The sequence below is a fragment of the Paenibacillus hebaui genome (assembly GCF_051934385.1).
GTDB lineage: Bacteria > Bacillota > Bacilli > Paenibacillales > Paenibacillaceae > Paenibacillus.
The window spans coordinates 6,929,887-6,956,742 of record NZ_CP196836.1; the positions used below are offsets into that span (position 1 = coordinate 6,929,887).

The 26,856-nt window shown below is 45.9% G+C and carries 25 protein-coding genes; 8 read left to right on the plus strand and 17 right to left on the minus strand.

All coding sequences use genetic code 11. The features are described 5' to 3' along the window. Window positions 1-10: 10 nt before the first annotated feature. A complete protein-coding gene (locus ACR32F_RS31150; protein ID WP_440114404.1) occupies window positions 11-649 on the minus strand; it encodes a TetR/AcrR family transcriptional regulator in 639 nt (212 codons plus the stop codon). 199 nt (window positions 650-848) lie between these two features. On the opposite strand from ACR32F_RS31150, the gene ACR32F_RS31155 reads away from it, so the two are divergent. Continuing rightward, complete coding sequence (locus tag ACR32F_RS31155; RefSeq protein ID WP_440114407.1) at window positions 849-1,616, plus strand: SDR family NAD(P)-dependent oxidoreductase; 768 nt, start codon at window positions 849-851, stop codon at window positions 1,614-1,616. Between the two features lie 689 nt (window positions 1,617-2,305). Here ACR32F_RS31155 and ACR32F_RS31160 read toward each other — a convergent pair. From ACR32F_RS31160 to ACR32F_RS31180, 5 genes are all read right to left on the minus strand, one after another. Next, on the minus strand, window positions 2,306-2,761 hold the full coding sequence (locus tag ACR32F_RS31160) for a transposase (protein ID WP_440114410.1): 456 nt from the start codon (window positions 2,759-2,761) through the stop codon (window positions 2,306-2,308). Further along, on the minus strand, window positions 2,697-3,422 hold the full coding sequence (locus ACR32F_RS31165; protein WP_440114413.1) for an IS110 family transposase: 726 nt from the start codon (window positions 3,420-3,422) through the stop codon (window positions 2,697-2,699). The genes ACR32F_RS31160 and ACR32F_RS31165 overlap by 65 nt, the downstream gene beginning before the upstream one ends. A 139-nt stretch (window positions 3,423-3,561) precedes the next feature. Next, a complete protein-coding gene (locus ACR32F_RS31170) occupies window positions 3,562-3,849 on the minus strand; it encodes a hypothetical protein (RefSeq protein ID WP_440114415.1) in 288 nt (95 codons plus the stop codon). A 172-nt stretch (window positions 3,850-4,021) separates the two neighbouring features. After that, window positions 4,022-5,341 (minus strand): sensor histidine kinase, encoded by a 1,320-nt coding sequence (locus tag ACR32F_RS31175; protein WP_440114417.1) that lies wholly within the window; start codon window positions 5,339-5,341, stop codon window positions 4,022-4,024. After that, window positions 5,341-6,018, minus strand: coding sequence for a response regulator transcription factor (locus ACR32F_RS31180; protein WP_440114420.1), 678 nt, complete (start codon window positions 6,016-6,018; stop codon window positions 5,341-5,343). The genes ACR32F_RS31175 and ACR32F_RS31180 overlap by 1 nt, the downstream gene beginning before the upstream one ends. A gap of 251 nt (window positions 6,019-6,269) precedes the next feature. Between ACR32F_RS31180 and ACR32F_RS31185 the strand changes: the two genes are divergently transcribed. The 3 genes from ACR32F_RS31185 to ACR32F_RS31195 are packed head-to-tail and all read left to right on the plus strand — an operon-like array spanning window position 6,270 to window position 10,101. Then, window positions 6,270-7,088 (plus strand): polyphosphate polymerase domain-containing protein, encoded by an 819-nt coding sequence (locus ACR32F_RS31185; RefSeq protein WP_440114422.1) that lies wholly within the window; start codon window positions 6,270-6,272, stop codon window positions 7,086-7,088. Continuing rightward, a complete protein-coding gene (locus ACR32F_RS31190) occupies window positions 7,081-7,761 on the plus strand; it encodes a DUF4956 domain-containing protein (RefSeq protein ID WP_440114424.1) in 681 nt (226 codons plus the stop codon). Before ACR32F_RS31185 ends, ACR32F_RS31190 begins: the two co-directional genes overlap by 8 nt. Before the next feature lie 21 nt (window positions 7,762-7,782). Further along, a complete protein-coding gene (locus ACR32F_RS31195) occupies window positions 7,783-10,101 on the plus strand; it encodes a carbohydrate-binding domain-containing protein (protein ID WP_440114427.1) in 2,319 nt (772 codons plus the stop codon). 413 nt (window positions 10,102-10,514) lie between these two features. Here ACR32F_RS31195 and ACR32F_RS31200 read toward each other — a convergent pair whose 3' ends face one another. Both ACR32F_RS31200 and ACR32F_RS31205 read right to left on the minus strand, forming a co-directional pair. Beyond that, entirely contained in the window at window positions 10,515-11,093 is a 579-nt protein-coding gene (locus ACR32F_RS31200) for a class I SAM-dependent methyltransferase (protein WP_440114430.1), read from the minus strand. Window positions 11,094-11,239: 146 nt separating this feature from the next. After that, on the minus strand, window positions 11,240-11,911 hold the full coding sequence (locus tag ACR32F_RS31205; protein WP_440114433.1) for an FHA domain-containing protein: 672 nt from the start codon (window positions 11,909-11,911) through the stop codon (window positions 11,240-11,242). Window positions 11,912-12,139: 228 nt separating this feature from the next. On the opposite strand from ACR32F_RS31205, the gene ACR32F_RS31210 reads away from it, so the two are divergent. After that, window positions 12,140-12,295 carry a hypothetical protein gene (locus ACR32F_RS31210; protein WP_440114436.1) on the plus strand — a complete coding sequence of 52 codons (156 nt, stop codon included), beginning with the start codon at window positions 12,140-12,142 and terminating at the stop codon, window positions 12,293-12,295. A 557-nt stretch (window positions 12,296-12,852) separates the two neighbouring features. Here ACR32F_RS31210 and ACR32F_RS31215 read toward each other — a convergent pair. Continuing rightward, complete coding sequence (locus ACR32F_RS31215; protein ID WP_440114438.1) at window positions 12,853-15,441, minus strand: DUF2339 domain-containing protein; 2,589 nt, start codon at window positions 15,439-15,441, stop codon at window positions 12,853-12,855. Between the two features lie 219 nt (window positions 15,442-15,660). Continuing rightward, window positions 15,661-16,686 carry an LCP family protein gene (locus ACR32F_RS31220; RefSeq protein ID WP_440114440.1) on the minus strand — a complete coding sequence of 342 codons (1,026 nt, stop codon included), beginning with the start codon at window positions 16,684-16,686 and terminating at the stop codon, window positions 15,661-15,663. Window positions 16,687-16,795: 109 nt separating this feature from the next. Between ACR32F_RS31220 and ACR32F_RS31225 the strand changes: the two genes are divergently transcribed. Further along, a complete protein-coding gene (locus tag ACR32F_RS31225) occupies window positions 16,796-17,770 on the plus strand; it encodes an aldo/keto reductase (RefSeq protein ID WP_440114443.1) in 975 nt (324 codons plus the stop codon). Between the two features lie 181 nt (window positions 17,771-17,951). Here ACR32F_RS31225 and ACR32F_RS31230 read toward each other — a convergent pair whose 3' ends face one another. The 3 genes from ACR32F_RS31230 to ACR32F_RS31240 form a co-directional block, all read right to left on the minus strand. Next, window positions 17,952-18,413: a MarR family winged helix-turn-helix transcriptional regulator gene (locus ACR32F_RS31230; protein WP_440114445.1), complete on the minus strand. Its 462-nt coding sequence runs from the start codon at window positions 18,411-18,413 to the stop codon at window positions 17,952-17,954. Window positions 18,414-18,771: 358 nt separating this feature from the next. Then, window positions 18,772-19,449, minus strand: a complete 678-nt coding sequence (locus ACR32F_RS31235) for a TIGR00266 family protein (RefSeq protein WP_440114448.1) — start codon at window positions 19,447-19,449, stop codon at window positions 18,772-18,774. Next, on the minus strand, window positions 19,439-19,843 hold the full coding sequence (locus ACR32F_RS31240; protein WP_440114450.1) for a winged helix-turn-helix transcriptional regulator: 405 nt from the start codon (window positions 19,841-19,843) through the stop codon (window positions 19,439-19,441). The genes ACR32F_RS31235 and ACR32F_RS31240 overlap by 11 nt, the downstream gene beginning before the upstream one ends. Window positions 19,844-20,007: 164 nt before the next feature. Here ACR32F_RS31240 and ACR32F_RS31245 point away from each other — a divergent pair, with 164 nt between their 5' ends. After that, on the plus strand, window positions 20,008-21,246 hold the full coding sequence (locus tag ACR32F_RS31245) for an MFS transporter (protein ID WP_440114453.1): 1,239 nt from the start codon (window positions 20,008-20,010) through the stop codon (window positions 21,244-21,246). Window positions 21,247-21,423: 177 nt separating this feature from the next. Then, window positions 21,424-22,269, plus strand: a complete 846-nt coding sequence (locus ACR32F_RS31250; protein WP_440114455.1) for an aldo/keto reductase — start codon at window positions 21,424-21,426, stop codon at window positions 22,267-22,269. A 185-nt stretch (window positions 22,270-22,454) separates the two neighbouring features. Here ACR32F_RS31250 and ACR32F_RS31255 read toward each other — a convergent pair whose 3' ends face one another. The 4 genes from ACR32F_RS31255 to ACR32F_RS31270 all read right to left on the minus strand — a co-directional run bounded on the left by ACR32F_RS31255 (window position 22,455) and on the right by ACR32F_RS31270 (window position 26,354). Next, window positions 22,455-23,210 (minus strand): hypothetical protein, encoded by a 756-nt coding sequence (locus ACR32F_RS31255; RefSeq protein ID WP_440114458.1) that lies wholly within the window; start codon window positions 23,208-23,210, stop codon window positions 22,455-22,457. A 28-nt stretch (window positions 23,211-23,238) separates the two neighbouring features. Beyond that, on the minus strand, window positions 23,239-23,967 hold the full coding sequence (locus ACR32F_RS31260) for a hypothetical protein (RefSeq protein WP_440114460.1): 729 nt from the start codon (window positions 23,965-23,967) through the stop codon (window positions 23,239-23,241). 373 nt (window positions 23,968-24,340) lie between these two features. After that, window positions 24,341-25,075, minus strand: coding sequence for a hypothetical protein (locus tag ACR32F_RS31265; RefSeq protein ID WP_440114463.1), 735 nt, complete (start codon window positions 25,073-25,075; stop codon window positions 24,341-24,343). Window positions 25,076-25,502: 427 nt separating this feature from the next. Next, window positions 25,503-26,354: a copper amine oxidase N-terminal domain-containing protein gene (locus ACR32F_RS31270; RefSeq protein ID WP_440114465.1), complete on the minus strand. Its 852-nt coding sequence runs from the start codon at window positions 26,352-26,354 to the stop codon at window positions 25,503-25,505. Window positions 26,355-26,856 lie beyond the last annotated feature (502 nt).

Sequence of the window (26,856 nt, forward strand, 5' to 3'; positions counted from 1 at the left end):
CAAAAAGTCTTTAATCCAACAGCATACGTTCATGAATAGTCCGACCCTTCTGCCCTGGTTCAATCAGCAGACGGGTCGGTTTGATGTTAATCAGCGCAGTTAGCTGCTCCCCCATGTAATGTGCAGCGTATTTGAATCCAATCTCCGCCCAGTGCATGATCACGCCAACGGTAGCAGATACCAGATAACTTAACATGATGTCGTAATTAATCGTATATTCGCTGTCCTCGGTCACCAACACAAAATCCTCGGTTAAGTATGTTCTAAACATATTACATAGTCGGGAACCCATATCACTATGCATCGTCATTAATGCACGGAAAACATCCTGATGTGCCTCGATATATTCAAATACAGGCATCGTGGATGGCAGCATTGCGGTCATATCCACTTCTTTGAGCTGTGCGTACGGTTCTGCATAGGCTTGTCCCACTCCCTGCATGAAATCATCCAGAATGAATTGCAGCAACTCCGGTTTGCCAGGAAAATGCAAATAGAAGGTTCCCCGGTTGTAATCCGCCCGCTCCGTAATATCCCGAATGGTGACGGCTTCCGCTCCCTTCTCCAGTATTAAAGAAACAGCCGCAGCGATGATGGCATCCTGCGTTCTTCGTGCTCTCCGGTCCTGAGGATGTTCGATAATCAACATTTACGCCTCCCTTGTCCATTATTGTAACCTAAATGAACACCGCTTACGTCTCTGTTCATTAGTAGACATACACGCTGTCAATGATGATTGTCACGCTTCTATGTATATCTTAACATTGAGACAGGAACGATAGACGACAGGTTGACTATTTTTAATGAGTTTACCTGACTTCATTTTTTGAGAAGGAGCGAATGATATCATGAGTACATCATATACCCACACAGCTGTCATTACAGGAGCAGCCGGAGGCATCGGTAAAGAATTGGCACGCCGTCTTGCTGAACGCAAAATCAATCTGGTACTGGTTGATCTGAACGAAGAGGCGATCCAGCAAACCATTACAGACCTGAACCTTGACAAGGAGCACGTCATTGCGGTGAAAGCGAACGTGTCCCAGGAAGCAGACGTGAAAAACTACGTACAACAGGCGCTTGATGCGTTTGGAAGAATCGATTATTTTGCCAACAATGCCGGGATTGAAGGTCCAACAGGACTAATTGAAGACTTGAGTGTTGAAGCGCTCGACCTCGTATACAACGTTAATGTACGTGGGGTATTCCTGGGTCTACAGAACGTCATTCCCGTCATGAAAAAACAAAAATCCGGCGCAATTTTGAACACTTCATCCCTCGCTGGCCTACTGGGTGGACCAACGGTATCTCCATATATCATGTCCAAACATGCGGTTGTTGGCCTTACTCGTGTGGCAGCCAATGAACTTGGTTCATTCGGTATCCGCGTTAACGCTGTATTGCCAGGAACGATTAACACACGCATGATGCGTCAGATTGAAGAGAACTCCGGCAACGTGGAAGATTATCAGTCCGCTACTGTATCCAGCATTCCAATGGGCCGTTATGGCGAACCGGAAGAAGTTGCAGCGGTCATGAACTTCCTCTTGTCCGAAGAAGCTTCCTATGTAACCGGCTCACTCTATACCGTCGATGGTGGTATGATCGGTCAATAAGAATCAGTAATTGCTGTGGAAACACGGGGCTGTCCTATTGGAGAATTCCAAATGATAGAATCCAGAAAAAGACCTCAACATCCACAGTACAGTACGTGGAGGCTGAGGTCTTTCCTTAACCAATTGGAGGCAATATGTGAGGCTAATGCTCACAGTCCAAGCTGTCCTTTTGAAGCCCATCTCTTCCCTATGATCATATCCTAATGAATCGAGGACACCTTATAACGACTAATACAGCAAACTCGCGGAACTAATGAACTCCAGGCACGCTAATTCCGCAGAGGAGCCGCAAATGCATCATGAAAACAAAGAAAACCAGGAATAACATGTCTGCGATTCGTTAAATTGCTGAACATGTGAATTTTGCTTGAATAGCGCTAACCAGGTTCGTTGCTATGAACGTTTTTGTCAATCCCTGCACAACATGCTGCTTTTCGCCGAAGCCCTAAGCGCGGGAGTCCATATGCAAGCGACGGTTGGCACGCTGCTATCCGTGGGTTGGTTACCACATGGTATGCCTTCGTCAAAGAGAGCTGTTGCAGGCTAGAAACGCACGTTCAGCCGATGAAAGCCTAGTGCAAACGAACCACGCACATTCTCTCTTGAACCTTCCATGAACTCCCGGGCTTAAGGCTCCGGGTTTTCCCCTTTACCTTTGATACGACCGTCTCTTCAAGATGTACAATAGATTACTGTGCGTTCGGCAGTTCCAACGTTCGCGCAACCGCCCAAATAAACCCGGTGAGTTCCCTCGCAACGGCGGTGACCGCGACATTTTTGTGCTTGTTTAATCCATAGACCAGCCGACGGAACTTTCGGTGAAGCCTTTCTTGCGCTTTCCATGAAATGAGCTGCACGTCAGCAGGCAGACCCTCCAGTCGTTGGGCCAAGTCTCCTTTGATCGCAGGCCGATAACGGTAACTCCACGCCGATTCAATCAAGGTTCGACGCAATCTTCCATTCCCTGCTTTGGTGAGCGTGCCTCGTTTGGTACTCACTCCAGACGAATGCTCGCGCGGAACCAGACCCAAGTAAGCCATGAGTTGGGCGGGGGAACGAAACCTGGCAAAGGAGCCGATTTCAGCAGCCAGCGTGACGGCCGTGAGGAATCCAATGCCGCGCAGGGACTGTAGAATCCGAATCAAATCGGCTTTGGAATGGGTCGCTGCTTCTTCGACGGGCTTTTTCCAGCCGGATAATGCGTTGGTCGATCTCCTCCATGGCATGGAGTAACTCCGTGAATGCAATCTGCATGGGCGTATACGAGAACGTCAGTTGTCCAAGCCAAACTCGATATTTTTTCGTCCAGCGACGTTTGATATTCTCTGGCGGGTGGATTTGGTGGCGTAGTAAAAATTTGAGCACACGCTGACGTGCCCGATGTGCATCTTCCTTCGCTGCTTCACGTGCACGAACCAATTCACGCAGGGCCTCATCTTCACGTTCTGGAACGTAAATGGGCGTAAGTTCGCCCGCGCGGAACAGACGCGCCAGTTGCTCGGCATCCCGTCGATCCGTCTTGACGTGGTCGCCAGGGCGTTTCGGGATAAGTGAAGGAGCAATGACGACACAAGCGGCACCCATGGATTCAATCCAACGATAGGTTTCGTAACCTGTAGGTCCGGCTTCGTAACAAAACGACAGCGAGCTTGCCGGGCCGAGTTCTTTGATAAGTTTGCGCAAGGCGGCTGGCGAATGAGCGATGGACCCGTAATACCGTGGCTTGTCTTGACCCACGTCAGCAATGGCGACAGAAATTTTTTCTTTGGACACATCTAAACCAATGAATTTTGTGGTAGACTTCATAGGGATAGCTCTCCTTTGCTGTGTAGCTCTGAAATGGTGGTGTTCTTACTTTCCATTTTAACCTACGACGTGCAGCAATATGGAGGGCTATTTTTGCGGTTACGTTCATCATAGCTACATATAGAGATATATGCAGAACTTAATCCACGTATCCCGCGTGACCCTTGTCCATCAAATAATCCATCTCGGCATCCAGAATGCCTTCCACAGTCAGCTCGTCCAGCTTCACATCTTTGCGGCTAAGAATATAGTCAGCCAAGTCATCGCCGTCAATATCAACATCGTTACCTTTAGCATTTTCATGCGCCTTGTTAATGTAAGCTTGCTCATGCTTCAGCACAAGAGCGATATTCGCTTGGCTTGCCTTGGTTTTATCTGCAATAAATTGCATCATTTCCTGTTCATTGATCGGATTCGTTTCAGTCATGTTAAGTCAGCTCCTTGATTCATACATACTGTTGCCATTGTAGCATAGGTTAACCCATTACAGGCAGAACTTATGCCTGATGACCGTTATCTCTTTCTCCAATCCCCTAAATCCCATCAGTCCCATTCTCCCATATTCCCGAAGTATAAAAATAATTACTTCATCTCCCGTTTTATGACAAACGAACGTAAAATGTAGCGCCCTCCCCTACCACACTCCGAGCGTAGATCTCCCCCTTATGCTGTTCCACAATGGAACGTGCTATGGCGAGACCAAGACCATGCCCACCATGTTTACGGGCTCTCGACGCATCGGTCCGATAGAACCGATCGAAGATCCGATCCAGATGTTCAGGCGCAATACCATCTCCCGTATTGGAGACAACGAGCACCACCTCATGGTTCTGCTTTTTCAGCGATACGTTGACAGAACCCTTCGTTCCCGAGTACTTCACGGCATTATCAAGCAGAATCACAATCACCTGTTTGATCTGTTCGCTGTTTCCATGGACCATAAGCTGCGGTTCAATGCTGTAGTCCAAGGATATATTTTTCTCAAAAATCACGGCTTCCATCGTTAGAATAATCGTCTCCACTGCGTCGCTCATATTGAACTTGGCGTGGATCATCGAAGAACGTGAATCCTCCATCTGGGTCAGATACAACAGATCATTGGTTAATCCAGACATGCGCTCTGTCTCAGACTTGATATATTGCAGCCATTTGACCTGATTCTCAATCGTATCCTCCCGATTCGCCAGCAGCACATCTGTATTGGTATGAATAATGGCAAGAGGTGTCTTCAGCTCATGGGAGGCATCCGCTATGAATTGTTTTTGTTTCTCAAACGCTTCCTTCACCGGGGTGATGGAACGATTGGCGAAATAGCGGCTCAGGAAATAGATGACGATCAGCATAAGCAATCCTACAATGGCAAAAGTATAAACCAGATTCGTCAGAATACCCTGTTGGGCTGTAACATCAATGAACACAATCATATGCCCATCGCTACTCGGATTGATCACATACGCCCAGTCCGTCCCATCCAGTGCAAACTGCCCGGTCTGTCGCTCCCCATTGCCTTTGTTATCTTTATTGACCTTTTGCAGCGCCTCGGTGTAGAACGCATCATCCATATCAAACCGGGAATGTGTATCTGTAATCTTCCACTGGCTATCTGTCTTGATCATGAACGAGACGGAACGTGCCGGCGGAGAGTTAGGATCGCCTCCCTGTGCTCCATTGCCACCGATGGAATCGGATGGGGGTGATCCAGGCCCACCTGTCCCCGAACCCCCTTCTTCCCCACGCGGCATCTTGGAAGAATTATTGGGACTGTGATAGAAGTCAGACACCTTGTACAGCTCCATGTTGGTTTCGCGCTGCACATTCTGGTAAGTAATCGTATAGATCGTCGCAAATGCTACCAGCATCATAATTGAGATGGATACCAGATTCACGATCAGGAATCGATTTCTGAGTTTCTTGAACATCAGGACATCACCTCAAGTACATATCCCACACCCCGGATCGTGTTGATGCGGACCGAGGAATTAAGGAAGGTCAATTTTTTACGTAAAAACGAGATGTACACCTCCACATTGTTATACTCCACTTCCGAATCAAAACCCCACAGCTTCTCAATAATCTGCTCTTTAGAGGTAATCGCCTGTTTTCTTGTGATCAGCAGCTCCAACAGTTCATTCTCCTTCAGGTTCAGCTTAATCTCCTTGCCCTGAACGGTCAGCTTCAATTGGGTTGTATTCAGCTCAATGTCCCCAAACTTCAACCCATCCTCTGGAATCACTTCTCCCTTCCGTCTCAAGGCTGCCCGAATCCGGGCAAGCAATTCCTCCGTTGCAAAGGGCTTCGCAATATAATCATCCGCACCATAATCGAGGCCAGTGACCTTGTCCGACAGCTCACCTTTGGCAGTGAGCAGAATGACAGGGGTGTGATTGCCCTCGCTGCGCAGTTTCTTCAGCACGGTAATCCCGTCCATTTCCGGCATCATGATATCCAGCAGCACCAGATCATAGATGCCGCTCAGCGCATAATCCAGCCCAGATCTCCCATCATGCACCATATCCACGGAGTAATTGTGTTTTTTCAATATCTGCGATACGGCTTCTGCCAAATGAACCTCATCTTCCGCAATAAGTATTCTCATCGGTTCTTCATTCCTCTGCATGGATTGTTGTCGATATCTTGCGATCTATTTACCAACGATTATATCAGTGGAACCTTGAATCAATCTTAATTTCCCTTTTTCCCACGCACTATTATAGGAAGGTAAAGAAAGATTAACGCAATGTAAAATCATTTAAGATTCATTCAAGGTTGGCGCTCTAAGATACAGACATGGAAGCAATACACGATGAAACAAAACATACAGCCCATCGACGAAAGGAATGAAATCAAATGGCAATTGAAGTATTCAACCGATATGAGAGCAAGTATCTTCTGACGGATGAGCAGTACGCACATTTCTACAATGACCTGCTGAAATACATGGAACTGGATGCCTATAACAAAAAACACGAGTACTACTCCATAAGTAACCTGTACTTCGATACACCACAGGATTCCCTGATTCGTGCCAGTCTCTCAAAACCGAAATACAAGGAGAAACTGAGACTGCGGGCATATGGAGTACCTGAAGAGAATGCCAAAGTGTATCTGGAGATCAAAAAGAAAGTATTCGGCTTGGTGAACAAGCGCAGAACAGCCTTGAAGCTGGATGAAGCCTACGAATTCGTTCGCTCGGGACAGGCGCCGGAGCTTGCCGATTACATGAACAAACAGGTCATCGAAGAGATCAAATACTTCCTCCGGTTATACGATCTTGAACCCAAAGTGTATCTGGCGTATGAACGCAAAGCGCTGTTCGACAAGAACAGCCGCGATCTCCGCATCACCTTTGATACCAACATTCGCAGTCGAAGATACGATCTGAAGCTGGAACAGGGAGATTACGGTGAACCGCTGGTAAAAGACGGTCGGTGGCTGATGGAGGTCAAAGCCGAAAAAACCGTTCCCATGTGGCTATCGCAGTTGCTGTCCGAACACGGTCTATACCGCACCGGATTCTCCAAATACGGCAACGAATACAGACATCTGGTGAGAACCACCAACCTGAATTACCAGACAGAACGCATACTGGTACCAGGTACAGATCTCAATCCATCCATAGAACAAGAAAAAACAACTATAGAAAGAGAGCGTGTCCTGTATGCTTGATTCCCTGTTCAGCTCTGCACTAACCGATATCAATCTGACCTTCAGCAACGCCATTGTAACCATTGGTCTTGCCATCATTCTGGGGGTCATTATCAGCCTGACATACATGAAGACCAACCAGAGCACATACTCCCAGAGCTTTACACTAACCACGGTTATCTTACCAGTCATCGTAGCAATCATCATTCTTCTGATCGGCAGCAACATTGCCCGAGCATTCAGCCTCGCAGGTGCCTTCTCCATCATTCGATTCCGAAGTGCACCTGGTGACCCGAAAGACATTGCTTACGTCCTGTTCACCATGGCTTCCGGTCTTGCCTGCGGAGTAGGGGCTTTCGGATACGCCGTTCTGTTCACGATCATCCTGTGCATCCTGATGTTTGTTCTAAGCCATTTCAACTTCGGACGCAAGAAAGCGCAGCAGAAGATGCTGAAGGTGACCATTCCTGAAAACTTGAGCTACGAAGAAGCACTCAACGAAGTATTCCATACATTCAACGTGCCCTTTGATTTGAAAAAAATTAGAACGACCGAACTCGGTAGTTTGTATGAGCTGGTCTACAATGTCACGATTCACGAAAATGTCAGCCAAAAGGAATTCCTGGATGCGATTCGCACACGAAACGGCAACCTGGATATTTCGCTAACGATGAGTCCAACACCAGAATTTTAAATCCGAAGGGAACGATATAATATGATGATGAAAAAGAAAATAATAAGTGGCAGTAAATTATGGTCTATCGCAATGATTACCGCATTGGTTACAGCATGCAGCGCTCCAACTTCAACCAGCACGACCGCCAATGCCGCGACGTCAACGACAGGAACAACCAAAACCGTATCCGTCAATGAGCAAACCTCGGTCAAATTTGCGGATCTGATCTCCTTTGATGCAGATGACACTAATGTAAGCTGGAGCGCAACGGATTCCACCACGATCAAGCTGAACGGAACGACCGCTGCCATTACCGGTTCGGGTGCAAAAGCAGCCAATGGATCGGTGACCATCTCCGAAGCAGGTACCTATGTACTTAGCGGCAAACTGACCAATGGACAGATTGTGGTTAACATTGCGGATAAGGGCACTGTACACCTCGTATTAAACAGTGCAACGATTCACGATAACGACAGTGCAGCCATTTATATTCAGAAAGCCGGCAAAGCGGTCATTACATTGGAAAAAGGAACCGCGAACGCCGTTTCGGATGGCAAAACGTATGTCTACGCTGACGATACAACAGATGAGCCGGATGCAGCCATCTTCAGCAAAGCGGATCTGACATTCAACGGTACAGGTAAACTGACGGTCACAGGTAACTATAATGAAGGTATTACGAGCAAGGATGATCTGAAAATCATTAGCGGCACAATCAACGTCAAGGCAGCCGATGACGGTATCAAAGGGAAAGATATGGTGGAGATCCAAACTGGTACCATCACCGTTGATGCAGAAGGCGACGGCATCAAATCAACGAATGATATGGATACAACCAAAGGATTTGTAGCCATAGCCGGAGGTACATTCAATATCCAGAGTGGAAACGATGGCATCCAGGCCGAAACCGCACTCGTTGCGGATGGCGGCACATACAACATTGTAACTGGCGGAGGCAGCGCCAATGCACCAGCCAAAGTAGAAGAAGGTCCATTTGGCGGCGGTGGTGATTGGGGCGGCGGCACACCTCCAACAGATATGGGCACACCACCGGATGGAGAACCTCCTGCCGATATGCCGGAGATGCCAAATAGCACGGGTACGAATGCAGGTGCTAATACGAACGACGCAGCAGCTTCCGGTTCTGCCAATGGAACAGCAGCGACGGATTCCAATGCCGATGCTGACACGGCAACAACAGCAACCGAGTCTACAAGTGCCAAAGCGCTCAAAGCGGGTACAAACCTTACCGTCAATGGTGGTACGTATACAATTGATTCGATGGATGACTCTGTGCACAGCAACAGCAATGTTACTGTAAATGACGGGAAATTCACCATTGAATCGGGCGATGATGGCATTCATGCGGATAGCGCGCTGACTGTCAACGGCGGAACAATCAACATTGCCAAGAGCTATGAAGGACTCGAAGGTGCGACTATTACACTGAACGATGGTGATGTAGATGTAACGGCATCGGATGATGGCGTGAATACTTCGGGCGACGGAACTGAAACGGCTTCGGATGCAGCGGTCACGACAGACAGCACTCAAGCAGCCGATACCACTGCTACATCCAACATCTCTGTAACTGAAACGACGGGCACAACATCAACTACTGATCAGGCAACACAAGGTACAGATACTGGTCAACAAAACCGCGCACCGGGTGGTATGCCTGGCAGAGAAACAGCGAGCAATAACGAGCTTCATATTAACGGCGGCTCCCTTACCGTTAATGCAGACGGTGACGGACTCGATTCCAATGGCTCCATCTACATGACTGGCGGAACCGTGATTGTGAACGGCCCAACGAACGATGGCAACGGTCCACTCGACTATGATGGCACATTCGAAATGAGCGGTGGTTATCTCGTCGCAGCCGGCAGCTCCGGTATGGCGCAAGGAACATCCGATACATCAACTCAAAACACCATCGTGATGACATTCCCTGATACGCAAAAAGCTGGAACGCTCGTTCATGTACAAGATGGTGAGGGCAATAACATCCTGACCTTTGCTCCAGCGAAGGATTATCAATCTGTTGTGATTAGTTCCCCTGATCTGAAGAAAAATGGATCTTACGTGATCTACTCTGGCGGAACATCGACGGGTAAAGCAGTAGATGGAATTTACACAGACGGTACGTTTAGTGGCGGAACTCAAGTGATTGCCTTCCAATCCAACAGCAACGTAACCTGGGTGAATGAATCTGGTGTCACTACGGCTGCTTCTGGTCGCGGCGGTATGGGCGGTCCTGGTGGAGGCGGTGGTCAAGGCGGATTCGGCGGCGGAAGAAACAGAACGCAATCCGGTACAACATCTGACGGCACCAGCACAACGGATTCTGCAAAATAAGTCATGATGTCCTGAGCAATAGAGTATGTTCAGGCTAAACAAAAAAAGGGGCGTCCCGAAAGGGATTTCCCCTCGCTCCAAGCGCTAACGAACCTACCGCATCTTAAGAGGCAGATGATCAAGGAATGCAACGTCTAACGAACCTTAGTAACGTTATTACGTCACAAAAAAGTGTCAGCACCTAGAAAAACGACCGAATCGACGAATTAACGTCTCTGTGATTCGTTAAATGTGAGGAATGTGCAAATGCGAGCGAATAGCGTGTGCTCGATTCATTAGAACTAAACAACGCAAACTAGGGGTGTCCTCCGTCATGTTCATGACTTATGGGACAGCCCCTTCTTTCTTTATACTTTTGGAAACAGAATTACACCTCTCTTCTCTTCGGGGGGAAGTGCAGGCATTCCTTTTCCTCAGAAAACATACACATACACCTTGGTACGGAGGGTATCCCCACACGTAATTGTGCGTAACGGCACCTTGCCTGGTAGGGCAAAACAGACACTAATTACTCTGGCTCCCGGTGGTAACTCCCGGCTGAATTTGTCCAAAAGTTGATTCATCGCTCCGGGGAACAAATAACAGATCACACAATCCGCATGTTCATATGAACGGGTATAGATGTTGCCACGAATGAATCGCAGACGCCCCTCCAGAGAATGGCGCTTTCCCTTCGCTCGCCGGAAGCGCACACTTAGAAAGGCATACAGTTGGGATGACCATAAGGGAATGATTGAGTTTTCGATACCCGTAAGCCGTTTGCCCGGGCAATGCCTGACCACGTCCAGTCCCAGCGTACCCCATCCCGAGCCCGCTTCAATTACGTCGCCGTAACCGGGGATGCGGTTGACCTCCTGAATGACCACCTGCCTGACAAGGCTGGATGTGGGCATAGGCGATATTCCATTTTTCCAGCTCACAAGCACAATGGATACTACAGCTATAAGCGTCACCACGACAATCAGCCATGGAATGAATTGAACGATGAACATGACCTCATCCCTTTGGAATGAATTAAGAGGTATTCACACTTCATAATAACAAGGGAACTCCTCCGGTCTACAACTCCGGCAGAAGCTCCCCTTTTCTAATGTATTTCGGCTTAGTTTAGCTGCATCATACTGTCCGTTCGAATGATTCAGACCGGCACATGGGACTTCATGTATACACCCTTTTTGTACACCGACTTGATTGTAAAATGAACACCCAGCTTGCGATTCGTGCGATAGATTAACGAGTTAATCTCGTCGATGCCTACAGAGTCACTCTCCAGCATACTCCGCTCAGGCCACACCTGGCCGACGATCTGTTCCCGTGTCACAAAGTGATCGAGCTGACTATACAGCAGCTTGAACAGCTGATACTCCTTCTTGGACAGCGGGATCTCCACCTCGCCAATCTGCACGGTTTGCAGATGATCCTGCAAACGTACGCCCTCACCCAGCAGATCAGACACACGATATTCTCTCGTTTCTCCGAGATCACCTTCTGTACTAAGCTGGATCAAGCCGTTGACCAGCGTCAGGCTGTCCCCCTCGGTAAACGGATATTTCTCATAGGGCACGAGGCGCTGCCCGTTCAGCTCGGTTCCATTTTTGCTATCCAGATCCTCTATCCACAGCTGATGCTGCTCATCATAATGAATGCGGCAATGCCGCTTCGATATCAATTGATTGTATACAGACAGATCCAATTCATCGCCGCCCGTGTAACGCCCTACGGTAATCGAGCGTCCCTGGCTTACATAAGCGAACGAACCGTCACTTTCCTGCCCCGGCGTACGAATGACGATTTTTGCCGTCTCCCGCATGTTATTCTCCCACCTTCAAATATCACTCTATCTCTATTAGCGTTCCGTCCATAACGAATGATAACTTCATCAGATTTGTTCCATTGCATTCCTAGCAACGAATATAGTGTTATAAAGGAACCATTTTATATTTAAATCGGTTGTCTCTACTATACCAGACGTTGTGCCTTTTTTCTCATGACGGTCGGATGCATGCTTTAGCTCAATCAACAAGAGAGGTACCTCACAATGAACAAAAAAAACATTTTCATATATGTGCTGCTCGCCCTTGCCCTGTCTATTACACTAACTGTGCTTTCCCGCATCCACGATGAACGCGGTGAATCGCTGCAAGGCACAACCACGACCGAAACTTCGTGGTTACAACTGAAAAGCCAGCCGTAAGTCTACTCTATTATAACGTGATCACCGCAAAAAACGTTTCACGAATGTCACATTACGCCAACCCATCCTAGATTAAGTTAGGATCTGAGCCTACTTGGCTTACGTCAACAAGGCCCCTGAATGCTAGAAACACTGCACTCAGGAGCCTCATTTAAGTGAATATTTATAGATGACCATTTTGCATAAATTCAAAGAGCGTCTTTCCATCAGCAAGATATCGATCGAAATGCTTCTATTCGTCTATACGTCAGTTAGATCGGGACGCTCTTCCCGTTCAACTCTTGTACCGGAGTAAGTTGAATCAAATGATGCAAAATGCTGATGCTGATAACCAATACGCTTATCACATCATAACTCCATCCCTAAGCGATGTTGCAACGGCACTCCCTGCTGTCAACGCCGCTTATTTCTGGCACCGAATTTCCGCCAACCATACACAATAAGCGCTATAGGGCCAGTAATCCATAACAGTTGCCAGAGCATGATGCTCATGTCGAATCCCATTTCAAGCCCCTCCCCACATGAGTGTGAATGAATGTTACATCGGTCGTCCTATATCATAGGCCGTCTTTATTTTCGTCAGATACATTCGGTTCTTCATTCTGTAGTATTTCTTTGGCCTGTATTTCCTCCATCCGGCTGGATACCTTCTGATACAGATACGATATCCCGAGTAGCAACACACCGAAGCTAAAATAGGCAATGATCTTGCTGCCAGATGTGAGCAGACCAACATCATAGAACACCATTTTCCCAGTAGCGAATAACGTCAATCCAAGCCCCAGCCGCCGAATCATGACATATTTTCTACGGAAGCCATAAGCAATGTAGAGGATCGCCAGCAGCAGATAGATCAGGCTGAATAGCAGTCCCACATCTCCCCACTGGAACTGGATCGTCAGGAAGACGGTGATGACACCAAGCAGATATACTCCTGCGATAACCGGGTACCACTCGATGCTCTTGAACTGCCCGCGGATCCCCGCAATCAGCAGATCCCTACCTGCAAAGAACACACCCACATTAAAGATAATCAGCACCAGCAAGCCTACGACCTCAGCCGCGGTATGCTGTTGAATATCCGGCTGAAGTGCCGGCATGGTCAATGTGACCGCCAGTGCGATACAACAACCTGCTGCATGCAGGAAAGTGGTATAGTACTGTACAATCCGATCCCGCAGCAACTTCACTTTGCTCAAACCATAGGCCATGGCAATGGTCAGCGCAGCGAACAACAGCAGCTTATAGAACATGTACAAGAAGAACGTCTCATCAACTGCTTTCATATACAATTCATTCGACTCATAGAGCACGTATAACCACAGATTGGCGAGTGTAATATACTTGAATGCATTCAGAAAACTAAGCTCTGCCAGGCTATAGTGGTATTTCTCCTGAGACAACGAGCCGTTGCGAGCCAAGGCGTAATACAGCGTAATAAGCAGCGCACCGAGCGTGATGCAGGTGTATTTTAGCATGAAGTAAGTCCGTTCACCCATCATATACATGGACAGCACATCATAATACACGAAGATGAACATGCTCAGAAGCACGATACCCCAACCGGATCTTTCTACCGATTTGAACCGTTTCAGATGCCCGAGTGTGACGAGCAGAACCCCTTCGATCAGCCAGCCCATGGACAACCACTTGGCACCAAATTGGAACGGTATAATCAGAATAGCAAAGGTCAAGGAAGTTACGTAAAACAATAGAAGGGTCTGCTTCTCCTGAGGCATCCTCTGCTGGACGAACCGGGCGAGCCCGATATAGACTAAAGCGAAAATCAGAGCAAGCAAGCCCTGTGCGTCATTCCAGCCCGCTGCATCAAACAATACATACAACATCAAGCAGCTGATACTCGTATTCATGGCCAGCAATGCGAAGTCCCACCAGGTTAATTTCACCCGATGTTTGAACGGATACGCCAGTGTAATACCGAGATATAATGCAAACGTCACAATGGAATACAGCATGCCGATCTTCTCACTTGGCGAGAGCCATAACAAAATGAGCATCGACGGTGTGTTGAACAGAAAACTGATATAATGCACAATCGGCCACCGTTTGCCAAATGAAATGAATACAATAATCCCGTTCAGCAGTAACAGATAGATCATCGCAACATATACAGCCGAACCCTCAAGCCCGAAGTAGTTCATGTAGGAAATGAACGGCAGATACCCTCCAACCAATCCGAGGGAACAGATCGTTTTGGACTGGTACCTTAAGGACAGCAGTACGGATATCGCCGATACCAATACGGACAGGGCAAGTCCCGTGTATAACCCGATAATATGCAGCAAAAAGTAACTGTAGAAGATGGAGCCAAACAAAACGGATATCCCGCCGCCCAGCAGGCCCATTGCGAATGTCTGCCGTTTGCGGCGAAACAGATACTCCCCTCCGGCAAGCATAAGCGCACCAAGCAGGAAGAAAGCCCCGCCTTTCATCTCATCGTTGAACCAGGTGGAGTACGAGTAGCGAAATGCTGCACCGACCCCAAGAATAATGAGCAAGATAGCTACCTTGTTGATCCAACTCAGCCCAATCTTCATCTCCATCCGGTTCTGGCGAATACGCCGCTGAATGGTTTCTTCGCTTAAGCCTTCCTCCGCCATATGCTCGTATCCCTGTTGCATCTGCCCGCGCAGCACTTCTTCTCTCTCCCAAAGTGCCTGTCTGTGCAACTCGATGCGCTCATTCACCTCTACAGCCAAGTGAGCGATTCGCTCCTTGATCTCATTGGCGTCTTCCTGAAGCGCCTCTGAAGCCTTGTTGTATATGGCATTCAAATTCACTTTTGCACGATGTTCATGCGCCGCCAGCCGATCATTATGTACACTCGTCTTTCCCCGAAAATACGTCTCCATCTTCTCCTGCGATACACGAATGAGATTCAGTTTCTCATCCAGCATCTGTTCGGACAGAGCCATGCGAAGACGTGCATTCTCCTCCTCCATCTTGCGCGAACGTACTTCAAGCTGTTGCAGCTTGAGCTGATGTGCTTCATACTGATTCCGCAGCTGTTCATTCTGAACAATCAGGTCGTCGGACTGGTATTCCTGGAGCAGTGTGTTATATTCGTTTACTAGCTGCTTTTGCTGCTCCTGAACCCGGTGAAGCCGATCCTTAAACTCTTTCATGAGCTTCCTCCGTTGGTTGAAGTTTAATCCTTTCCTATATTTTACTATATATATGCCATAAAATGAGGTTTAACGAATAGATATATGGATTCTTGGGCCAAAAAAGATCGCGGCACAGCAAAAAGCCCGGGAACCATCCAGCTTCTCCGGGCAATCATTCATACCTATGGCGATTCAGCTTACGTGCACATGTCGAGCAATACCACACTGCTATAGTGCTTACGCCGGGTCCTTCGTATCCGCCTTCTCCGGCTCCATAATCTCCGTGGCATCCGGGTCCAGCCAGTTGGCGAGCAGGGTTTGTACGTATTGCAGATCATCCTCTGACAGATCATAATACCATGTACCGCTGCGTGTTGCGCCTTCACCCTTCAGCATGTAATTGCTGATTGTTGGCGTATTGTCTTTCATATATAAAGACTCGGCAAACTTCACAATAAAGTCCGAAGTCATATTGGTTGTAAAGTTCGATCCGGCAACCTGAATCACGTCCGGGATCTTGGTCAGATTTTTGACCTCCAGCGCACGATTCATGAAGGCACTCAGGAAAATACGGTGACGCATCGTCCGATTGAAATCGGAATCTTCCCGGTAACGCACGTAAGCCAGCGCTTCCTCACCGCTATAGATCGGTTTATTCGCTTCAACAAACAGCTTCTCATGAATTTTGAGCTTATTCTCAATATTCTTCTTAATCGGCAGTTCCACACCACCTACTGCGTCCACAATATCCTTGAGTCCGTTAAAATTAATGGCAGCATAGAAATCCACTTTGTTCTCCAGCAGCTTCTCTACCGTATCCATCGCCATCTTGGCTTCACCGTGGGCATAGGCCGAATTAATCTTCGACTTCGCATCACGGCCGACAATCTCGGTATAGGAATCACGCGGAATGGACAGCAGCAGCACCTTATTGTCTTGGGGACGCACGACAGAATAGATGATGGTATCCGAACGGCTTGGTTCGTGATCCCGTTGGTCAATCCCTAACAACAACAGCGAGAAAGGATCAGTATGTTCCACAACGGGAGCTTCCCTGTCGCCAACTGGTTTATAGGATTCGTTCAGCACTTCTTTTACAGTACCCGAGGCGAACATGTTAAAGGCCAACCTGACAAGTTGTTTTTGATAGATAAACCCAAGTCCTCCCAGCACAATCAGCGCGCTCAGGGTGATGATCAATGGCTTCTTCCAGCTCTTCTTCGGCTTCCGTCTGGTTAAATGTGCGGCACTGTTTTCCATCATATCTCCTTTGATAACGTCTTAGAATCATTTAACTATATTAATAACACGTTTTCAATAGATTACGTTATAATCTGCTATACAAGAAATGACACAAAAGGAGCGATGAACGATGGAATATCGACGTTTAGGGAGCAGCGGCTTACGTGTATCGGCGCTCGGACTGGGTACCAATGCGTTCGGCAAACGTGCGGATGACGCGGCCTCCACCCACATTATTCATGCAGCACTGGATCAGGGAATTAACTTTATTGATACGGCCAACATCTACGCCGGGACAGAATCGGAACGTATTATCGGACAAGCACTGGCAGGCCGTCGGGAAAACGCTGTGCTTGCTACCAAAGCCGGCTTGCCCCGGCATGAGGGTCCTCATGGGCGGGGTTCCTCCCGCTACCATTTGCAGCAAGAGCTCGAACATAGCCTGCGGCGTCTGCAAACGGACTATGTGGATCTGTATCAGATCCATACCTTTGATCCGCATACACCGCTGGATGAAACGCTGCGCACGCTGGACGATATGGTTACCTCCGGCAAAGTGCGCTACATCGGAGCCTCCAACTATGCAGCTTGGGAACTGATGAAAGCCCTCGGTACCAGCGACTTGAAAGGATACGTACGCTACATCTCAACTCAAACCAGCTATTCGCTGGCAGATCGTACACCCGAGCTTGAGCTTGTTCCGCTGTGTCTCGATCAAGGTGTGGGCATTATCCCGTATTTCCCGCTGGCTGGTGGCATTCTGACTGGAAAATATAATGGCGAAGCAGGCGTGCCTTCCGGTTCCAGAGCGGATACCGATCCATCGTTCAACCGATTTCTGCTTGAGCGTAACATTAATTTGGGCCAACAAGTAAGCCAGAAAGCAGCCGAAATTGGATGCTCTCCGAGCGTTCTATCACTCGCATGGTTACTGGCACGCCCTGCCGTTTCAACCGTGATTGTGGGCGCTACCCGTACTGAGCAGCTAGAGCATAATCTCGCCAGCCTGGACATGAAACTGACGGATGAGATGATCACCGAGCTGGATCAGCTTAGCAGCTCCTTCCGTCATGGTGAGCCCTTTGCCACATACCGATTAGATTAATACAAACCCAAAGAAACCTCCCCTCGTAAAAATTCAGGGAGGTTTCTTTGGGTTTGTTTATTGGTAGGTCTTTGCTGATCTATGTTTTATAATCTGAATGTCGTATTCCTATATTGTATTGAAAATAATTCCAATTACACTACATTCTGTAGTTTAATCAGATATAGAAAAATGCTATCTATTAACGATCTGCTTTATGTTTGATAAACGTCTGCATGATCTCCATGTATTCATCCTTCCGATCACTGACAAGGTCGAAGAATACATTGTCTGCTGCCTCAGCCAGCTCGATACCCTCAAGCGCCAACCGGGTTCCTTCCGGCGTAGTTGTAATAATGTTGGCACGGGTATCGGTCAAATGACGATTACGGGTAATCAGTCCTCTTTTTTCAAGGGCTCGGAGTACCTGGGAAGTCACATTTACATCAACGTTGGCAAAATGTGCAAGCTGAACCTGGGTTACTCCTTTGCCTTCTTGATCGTGTTCATTCAACCATACACAGGCATGTAATAACACAAATTGGGGTTGTGTCAATCCGAGGGGCTCCAGCACCCTGCGCATTTCTTTTTGCCACATTGTTGTAACCTGCCACAGCAGGTACCCTGGACTTTCTTGTGCGTTTTTGTAACGTGAAATTTTCATCTTATTACCTCCATCTTTCACACCTAGGACTTCTCTTCACTGCCTCTATCTATATAAGTTGAACTAAAGATTATTTACACTGACACTACGATGACAGAATAACCTTCCAATCGCTGTTATCCCCAGATTTTTTCGATTCCCTTTTCTCAAGGGAAAATCCGGGGATAAAGGCGAACGCTTCGCTTTTCCAGGTTTTTTCTATCCTCTCCGTTAACGTGTAAATGATTAGTTCAACTTATATAGCAAGTATTACAACAAAGAAACATGCGGATCAAGCAACATCCTGATATCATTCGAGCATTGTTTTTTATGATCACAACTTCGTTGCAAGGTTATATCCAAAATATGGGGTCCAGCTTCAACGCGAAGGAATAAACTGCTTCACCCATTGTCCAAATCCCTGCGGATTACGGCTCTGGATCAGGACGACCCCCTCACCCCGGAATCGGCATACCAATCCTTCTCCGCTGGTCACGCTGGATAACCACCCTTGTGAAGCTTTCTCAATGCGATAATCCATATAATTGGGCCATGCCACCAAGTGCGCATTATCCACGATCACTTCTTCACCCGCAGCCAGATTGATGGCATGGATTGCACCATAGGAGGACAGGAACACGGTTCCTCGCCCACTGATCTCTATAATAAAGAAACCCTCTCCCGAGAAGAGGCCTTTCTTCAAATTTTGCATTTTGGTATTCACCTGAATACCTTCCGTTCCAGCCAAGAATCCATCTTTCTGTACGTAGAGTGAATAGGAGCCATCCAGTTCAATAGCTTCCACATCCCCGATGCTCGATGGCGATAGCAGAATTTCCGCAGATCCACCTGCAGCCGTCAATTCCTGAAAAAAGAATTTCTCGCCACTGATCATGCGTCCGAATCCGGCAAGCATACCGCCCTCAGCAGATCCCTTCAAATCAACGGTTGGCGTCATGGATACCATGGCCCCGCTTTCTGCCTTGAACCGTTCTCCCCGTTGCAATTGCACCTTAAGCATCGCAAATGCACCATCATACAGAATTTCATAGTTCATGGCCTATCAGCTCCTTGTTGTCGTCAGAATTAAAATCGTTTAATCCATTATCCTCCAACACGGTGGATTTGTCTCCGTATTCCTTGATAATATGCTGATCTCCCCAGTTACATAGCGCATTTAGAATGGGTTCCAAACTGTGGCCATAATCGCTCAGTTCATATTCCACTTTGGGAGGAACCTGATTATATACAATTCGGTTCACGATCCCGTCATGTTCAAGCTCTCTCAGTTGCTGCGTCAACATTTTCTGCGTAATCGCGGGCATAATACGTTTGAGATCACTGGTCCGTTTTTTGCCATGTGTCAGATGACACAGAATCACACATTTCCACTTGCCACCTATGACTTCAAGGGTGGCTTCAACCGAAATATTATATTTCTTTCTAACCATGTTGATTTTCCTCCCCAATGTATGAATTACATACAAGCAGTTGCTATATAGGAACCAAAAAGTACGTAGGGTACTAAAAAGTACGTACTATTCATTTTATGACGAATAATTCATAATAGCATTTGCCGGTGCACAAATCTACATTCTGGGGAGTTGAGCAAGACATGTTACAAGATTCAAAACGTAGTACGTGGGCGTTGCTGGCATTGGCAATCAGTGCATTTGCCATCGGTACCACCGAGTTTATCAGCGTCGGGCTACTGCCCCTCATTGCAGATGACCTGGGCATTTCCGTTACAGCAGCGGGACTGACCGTTACTTTATATGCATTAGGCGTCACCTTCGGAGCACCACTCCTGACCTCCTTGACGTCTACTGTGTCACGCAAGACACTGCTGCTTGCCATCATGGTTGTCTTCATTGCAGGTAATACAATGGCTGCACTCTCAAGTGGCATTACGATGCTGCTCATTGCACGCATCGTCTCCGCTTTGGCACATGGAGTGTTCATGTCCATCGGCTCCACCATCGCAGCTGACCTAGTGCCTGCGAACCGCAGAGCAAGTGCAATTGCCATCATGTTCTCTGGACTGACCATCGCGACGGTGACTGGTGTGCCACTGGGTACACTCATCGGTCAACACTGGGGCTGGCGCGCAGCATTTATTCTAATCGTTGTTGTAGGTGTTGTTGCCTTCATCGGCAATATGCTTCTGGTCCCGTCCACCTTGCAACGCGGAACGCGAACTGCATTTCGCGAACAGCTGAAGCTGGTAACGGGCGGAAGGCTGCTGTTGGCTTTTGCCATTACCGCTGTAGGATATGGTGGTACGTTCGTGGTGTTCACCTACCTGTCTCCACTATTGCATGATATCAGCGGATACTCCGAGAAAACGGTCGTGGGAATTCTGTTGCTGTACGGGATTGCCATTGCCATCGGCAATATTATTGGAGGTAAAGCGGCCAACCGCAATCCGCTCCGAGCGCTCTTCTATATGTTTATCATTCAGACGATCATTTTGGGCATACTGTATTTCACCGTTCCATTTAAGCTGGCAGCATTAATCACCATTCTTGGCATGGGTCTGCTTGCCTTCATGAATGTGCCTGGGCTTCAAATGTATGTCGTAACGCTCGCTGAACGTTATGCACCACAGGCCAAAGACGTGGCCTCCGCCTTTAACATTGCAGCGTTTAATGCAGGTATCGCCATAGGTGCATATTTGGGTGGTGTAATTACGGATTCCATTGGTCTGATTCACACAACATGGGTAGGTGCAATTATGGTTCTGGCTGCCGTACTTCTAACCGGTTGGGCTAGAGCACTTGATCGTAGAGATCCTTATTCTTCAACAGAGACAGAGACAAAATCAGAGTCAGGTTCAGCCAGAACAGCAGGCTAATAGACTTTGTTTCAGTGATGAAGCATCCTGCCGAAATAGATTTTGCCCTATTATATGTACTTTAGTATAATACGTTGATTCTATTTATATCTATATGTATCCATATGAAGAACGGCTAAACCCAGCATTGATAAGCAATAAAACTAACATGGATACAACATTCGAGGAGGATTTCACATGACAGCACAACATTTACAATCTACGGTAACGTTAAATAACGGCATTCCAATGCCTTGGTTTGGACTTGGTGTATTTAAGGTAGAAGAAGGCACTGAACTCATCACAGCCGTTAAACAAGCGATTGCTCATGGTTATCGCAGCATCGATACGGCCGCTATTTATGGCAACGAATCTGGTGTAGGCCAAGCAATTGCGGAGGCATTGAAAGAGAATAATCTGAAACGTGAAGATTTGTTTATTACATCCAAAGTGTGGAATGCAGATCTCGGATATGAGGAGACGCTTGCGGCATATGATATTACGCTGAACAAACTTGGACTGGAGTACCTGGACCTGTATCTGATTCACTGGCCAAAAGCAGGCAAATACAAAGGCGCATGGAAAGCGATGGAACAGCTCTACAAAACAGGCCGCATTAAAGCCATTGGCGTCAGCAACTTCCAGATTCATCACCTGGAGGATTTGATGCAGGATGCCGAAGTGAAGCCAATGATTAATCAGGTGGAGTACCACCCTCGTCTGACTCAGGTCCCGCTCAAAGCATTCTGTGAGAAAAATGGAATTCAATTGGAAGCCTGGTCCCCGCTGATGCAGGGTCAACTGCTGGACAACCCAGTTCTGACCGAGATTGCTACTGCGAAAGGTAAATCCGTGGCACAGATCATTCTCCGTTGGGACCTGCAGAACGGTGTTATTACCATTCCGAAGTCTACCAAGGAGCACCGGATTATCGAGAATTCGTCCATCTTCGACTTCGAATTGTCCAATGAGGAGATGGAGCGCATTAGCGCCCTGAACGAAGATGTTCGCGTTGGACCAGATCCTGACAACTTTGATTTTTAAATTGAGTCAGGGTCCTGATATGTTCTGGACTGATTTGCAGGTAAAATAAAACAGTGAAAGGCCTCCATACTTCTCGCTATGCGCGAGAGAGTTGGAGGCCTTTTTCACTTTCACACCTGATCATCGAGAAGATTTAAAACCTCTATGTCAAACGATTGAGGTTATCCAAACTTTATAAATTAACCTTAAAATTCAATAGGTTTAACTTTAATTTGATCCGCAACAAATTCATTTTTGGCACTGTCGAATTTATAAGTGATATTGAAATCACACACATATGTGGGAGACACGCCTACAACTCCCCCAAGGTTTAATTTTATTTTTTGATTTTCCAAAAAATAAATATAAACACCACCAAAACCAAGACTATCTTGCTTATAATCCGGCACTGGATCAAATTCATAATTGAAGTTGTGTTCTTTTCCTTGCGCTTTAACTGAAATCGCTAACGTACCGTCACCCTTTTTAGCAACATGCGTTTCAATCTGTTCAGCAACAATCTCCTCATAGCTTTGGACTTTAATTTCGGTTAAGTCCTCGGAATTAACGACATGAATATCAAAGTTATCTAAGCCTGTCCCTTTTCCAGTTTGGATGATAATTACGGCTTCTTCCTTTCCATCACCCGTAAGATCAGTATAGAATACCTGCGGTTCAGTTCCGGTATCAGGGATTTTCCAAGCAAAGTCTTTCTGACTTCCACTAATATTTAAGGTTACCCCTTCAATTCCATTCTTCGTTTCTTTAATACTATAAAGTTTAACTTCTTCATTTTGCGATGCCTTAATTATTTTCAAATCATTTTCCTTCTCCGGCTGTGCTGTTACTTGTTTACTGGAAGACTCCCCCGCACTTTTCATAACCGTTGCAGGCTTATCTGATTCACATCCTGAAAGCAAAGCGGCAATCAGCACCATCACTACACCAAACTCTTTTTTCAACACTATATTCCCCTTTCCATCTACCTGCTTATCCAATTTCTAATGTAGAGGGCTCCCATTTCCCATTAACCAATGCATATCTCACGATGGCATCACCTAAATAATGACCTGTTGAAATCTGAATTGGTACCTTCGCAATAAGCTGATTATCCTTTACCTCAAATCTCAGTATATTTTGAACCGTTGGTTGTTCAAACCAATCGTTAGTATCGCTCTCGCTGAATTCAAAGGAGTGCTTCTGACCATCAACTGAAAGGGTATACTTTCGAATTTCCTTATCTGCTTTTAGGTCAACTTTAATATGACTTAGAACATATTTTTTCGGATCTGAAACCGATATTTCTGTAAAATCCGATTTAAGCACATGCACTTCCGAGTCATGCACTCCAGTCCCTGTGGCTTTGGTCAAAACAATAACCATTTCATCTTCTCCATCTGCATCTAAATCAATGACCGATATTTGAGGATAAAAGGAAGGATTGGCTACATTACTCCAGTTGAATGATTTTGTTTCTCCGTTTATCACTACATCTAAAGATGAAAATATATCTTTTTGTGTTTTATCCTGAACACCATAAACAGCAATTCTCTTATCAGAGGTTTCGGATAGTAGTGTATTAGAAGTCGATGTAGCAGGGTTTGCTATACTTTCTTTGGGCGCGCTTTCATCAATCTTTGGTAGACTTAAAGACTGATTATTTGCCCCACATCCATATAACAAAATAGCTCCTACCGTTGTAACAATAATGATTTTCAAAAAGTGTATCCTCCATTTCATGTTTTTCTCAGTACTCAAAGATATTCGCGCAACGACCTCTGTAAACGGATTCCATTCGTAGATTATAATGTAAATATATTCTAAATATCATCTAACGAAGGGTAAAATTTATGAAAAAACCAACAATTTGAAAAAGATTATTATTTGTTTGAATTCCTTTATTTTCCGCAGGATTTACTTGCTTCAATATTGAAGAACTTTATCCTTACAAACCATTAGGAATTACCTCAATCACTATTGGGTTGATTTTACTGATCTTATCAGTTTTTATTAGAGAAAAAAGTAGCCTGGATTGAATCTCGGCTTCTTTTTTGTCAGCTTTTTTGATTAACAATTGATACCAAGCCCAAGCTTATTCAGCAATTAATTGCTTTGTGCTCAGATTGAGCTTGTAAAAAACAACTTTTGTATCTTCTTCAGGGGTGCCAGCACCAACGGGAGGATGAACAACCAAAGCTTCATTTTCGACAATTGGCATAGGCTCAGATTCAGAATACAGAAGTTTCTCAGAAACTTTGCCCTTTTTAACGATCTCTAACAGGAATGCATCTCCACTTTGTTTGGTGACCGCGAATAAATAACCTTCCACTCCATGCCCTGTTTGGTATTGTGGGGTGAGAGCATAAACATCAGCATCTTTAAAACTTAACTTTTCAAAATTTAATTTATTTTCAGGTGGCTGGATAAATACATAAGCCGGCAACTCTAATAAAACGGTATCCTGGCCATCGTATCTATAGATGATAGAATAATTACTCAGGAACGACTGATCCCCCTCTTGTCCCTGCGTACTAGGTACGTTTAAATGTCCTCTTTCTTCCTTGCCATTGGAAACCATAAGCAGTGTTCCCTTGTCCGTTTGTTGCTCTGCCCGAATAGATTGATCCTCATTAACAGAATCAATGACAATTGATTCTGTTAATGAGGTCTTGGGAAACATACTAGATATAACAACTGAAGCATTCAGTTCTGGAGTAGACGAATGATTGGTGGTTCCTTGATTTGTATGATTAGTCGCCCCATTGTCTTTTGGATTATTACAGGCGAGTAGCAAACTGAACAGCAATACCGAGGAAGCTAATAGCAAAGCACACTTCTTAATTGTAAACGCCTTCTTTCATATACAGATTTTCCTATCATTATACCAATCTGTTTATCCAATAAGTTTAAAAACTGTATTTCTTTATTGAACATTACGTAACATTTTATTCGGCGTCATTACCATTCCGAAGTCTACTGGGGAGCAACGCATTATCGAGAATTCGTCCAGCTTCGACTTCGAAGCAAGATTCTCGAGTGTTCAATTGCGTGCCAATACGAGTGGATCTGTGGATGTTCCTTAGGATGCATCAGTAGGACATACGTATTCCCGCGTAAATCTTACTCCAAATGGCGGCGCTAATTTTACGGGGCAATCTGCTCTCCCACTTTCTACAACCCTTAGTCAAGCGTAATACCAAAAAAGGCAGTATGGAGCTATCGAAGCTCCATACTGCCTTTTTCATTCAATCTATTTATTTTTCATCCTCAATTGGATATAAATCATTCAAGCTTCCCATATCTTTGCTTCCAAGTATCGTCACTTTTCCATCAATGGAAATGTACCCATACTGAGACTGCCCTGAATGTGCTGAGATGGTATAAAAAAATATCCGGTCATTGATTTGAGGACGTTTTCCTACTTCACTTGATACGCTGGTGTTTTTTAGAAAGCTAACTTTATTTTGATTCCCACCCATTTTCCCACTCCATGTGAGCCAAGCTGCATTTGATTTAACCTCGTAGTAATTGATAATACTATTTTCTATCGTAAAAAATGAATTGGATTGCCCTTCAGGAAAAAACAATCCAAAGGAGCCTCCGCTACTCTCTACTGAAGTAAATTCCTTTAAAGTAGAAATTTTCGGAATATTTATCGCTGCAACACGTGCCTTAGTTAAGTCCGCTGAATCCAAATTTGCTTTTGTTTGGTCATTTATCTTTGCTACATGGACAGTGTTTGTATTAGGATTCCAAGCAACATCACTATTGAAATTCTGAGCTATAAAGCGAATAGGAACCATTACGCGATTATTTCTAATTTGTGGTGACTCAGATTGGTTTTGATTATTGACACGAAACGTTATTTGCTGGCTAGGATCTGCAATTACAAGTATTTTAGTTTTGTTGTTCCAGCTTTTTATAGAAAGCCCTTCAATCTGTTCAATACTTCTCAACGAAACATAAGTGGTGCCATTTTGAACAAAAGGATCAACGTCTGTCTTAGCCTTACTACCGTTAACAACTATTGATATAGGTGTGGCTGCTTGTGCAGTTGACACGACAAAAAATAAAGCCAAGCAAGTGAGAAATGATTTCCATTTCATATGGATAACCCCCTTAGGTGATTTTTTTAGTACGTTTAGTATAGACAAAATTCAAATGTAAAATGTTTCTTTTTTTTGTAGACGATTTATAATTAACTGTGTATAAAATTACTGAATTGGGTTTGGTTTAAACCAATTAGCAAACTCATGGTGCTGCCTTTATGCATAATTTTTTGATGGGAGCGCAGCAACGTGGAGCGAATATGTTGTCGCCATGCCTTCTATGATCCACTGCCAGTATGACCTTGAGCTTGGAGTAAAGCTATAGCTCGAGTAATACCCAGCGGTGCGTACCGGCTATTAGGTGGCCGCTCTTTTATTTCCTTAGATCCGATAGCATCAGTCCTTCAGTAGAGTGTAAAACGTAAACAGCTTGTCTAACAATTCAGATAAAATATGATTAGCAATCCGACTCGAATTATTTACATATGCATGTCAGAGCTGCTGATGGATCTCGCTGGCTGTTTACTTCCTACTTTCTCATTCCGACTGCTCACTCTTG

Coding starts and splice junctions, on each gene's coding strand:
- ACR32F_RS31150 (WP_440114404.1), bottom strand. CDS start 649: ATGTTGATTATCGAACATCCTCAGGACCGGAGAGCACGAAGAACGCAG.
- ACR32F_RS31155 (WP_440114407.1), top strand. CDS start 849: ATGAGTACATCATATACCCACACAGCTGTCATTACAGGAGCAGCCGGA.
- ACR32F_RS31165 (WP_440114413.1), bottom strand. CDS start 3,422: ATGAAGTCTACCACAAAATTCATTGGTTTAGATGTGTCCAAAGAAAAA.
- ACR32F_RS31170 (WP_440114415.1), bottom strand. CDS start 3,849: ATGACTGAAACGAATCCGATCAATGAACAGGAAATGATGCAATTTATT.
- ACR32F_RS31175 (WP_440114417.1), bottom strand. CDS start 5,341: ATGTTCAAGAAACTCAGAAATCGATTCCTGATCGTGAATCTGGTATCC.
- ACR32F_RS31180 (WP_440114420.1), bottom strand. CDS start 6,018: ATGAGAATACTTATTGCGGAAGATGAGGTTCATTTGGCAGAAGCCGTA.
- ACR32F_RS31185 (WP_440114422.1), top strand. CDS start 6,270: ATGGCAATTGAAGTATTCAACCGATATGAGAGCAAGTATCTTCTGACG.
- ACR32F_RS31190 (WP_440114424.1), top strand. CDS start 7,081: ATGCTTGATTCCCTGTTCAGCTCTGCACTAACCGATATCAATCTGACC.
- ACR32F_RS31195 (WP_440114427.1), top strand. CDS start 7,783: ATGATGATGAAAAAGAAAATAATAAGTGGCAGTAAATTATGGTCTATC.
- ACR32F_RS31200 (WP_440114430.1), bottom strand. CDS start 11,093: ATGTTCATCGTTCAATTCATTCCATGGCTGATTGTCGTGGTGACGCTT.
- ACR32F_RS31205 (WP_440114433.1), bottom strand. CDS start 11,911: ATGCGGGAGACGGCAAAAATCGTCATTCGTACGCCGGGGCAGGAAAGT.
- ACR32F_RS31210 (WP_440114436.1), top strand. CDS start 12,140: ATGAACAAAAAAAACATTTTCATATATGTGCTGCTCGCCCTTGCCCTG.
- ACR32F_RS31215 (WP_440114438.1), bottom strand. CDS start 15,441: ATGAAAGAGTTTAAGGATCGGCTTCACCGGGTTCAGGAGCAGCAAAAG.
- ACR32F_RS31220 (WP_440114440.1), bottom strand. CDS start 16,686: ATGATGGAAAACAGTGCCGCACATTTAACCAGACGGAAGCCGAAGAAG.
- ACR32F_RS31225 (WP_440114443.1), top strand. CDS start 16,796: ATGGAATATCGACGTTTAGGGAGCAGCGGCTTACGTGTATCGGCGCTC.
- ACR32F_RS31230 (WP_440114445.1), bottom strand. CDS start 18,413: ATGAAAATTTCACGTTACAAAAACGCACAAGAAAGTCCAGGGTACCTG.
- ACR32F_RS31235 (WP_440114448.1), bottom strand. CDS start 19,449: ATGAACTATGAAATTCTGTATGATGGTGCATTTGCGATGCTTAAGGTG.
- ACR32F_RS31240 (WP_440114450.1), bottom strand. CDS start 19,843: ATGGTTAGAAAGAAATATAATATTTCGGTTGAAGCCACCCTTGAAGTC.
- ACR32F_RS31245 (WP_440114453.1), top strand. CDS start 20,008: ATGTTACAAGATTCAAAACGTAGTACGTGGGCGTTGCTGGCATTGGCA.
- ACR32F_RS31250 (WP_440114455.1), top strand. CDS start 21,424: ATGACAGCACAACATTTACAATCTACGGTAACGTTAAATAACGGCATT.
- ACR32F_RS31270 (WP_440114465.1), bottom strand. CDS start 26,354: ATGAAATGGAAATCATTTCTCACTTGCTTGGCTTTATTTTTTGTCGTG.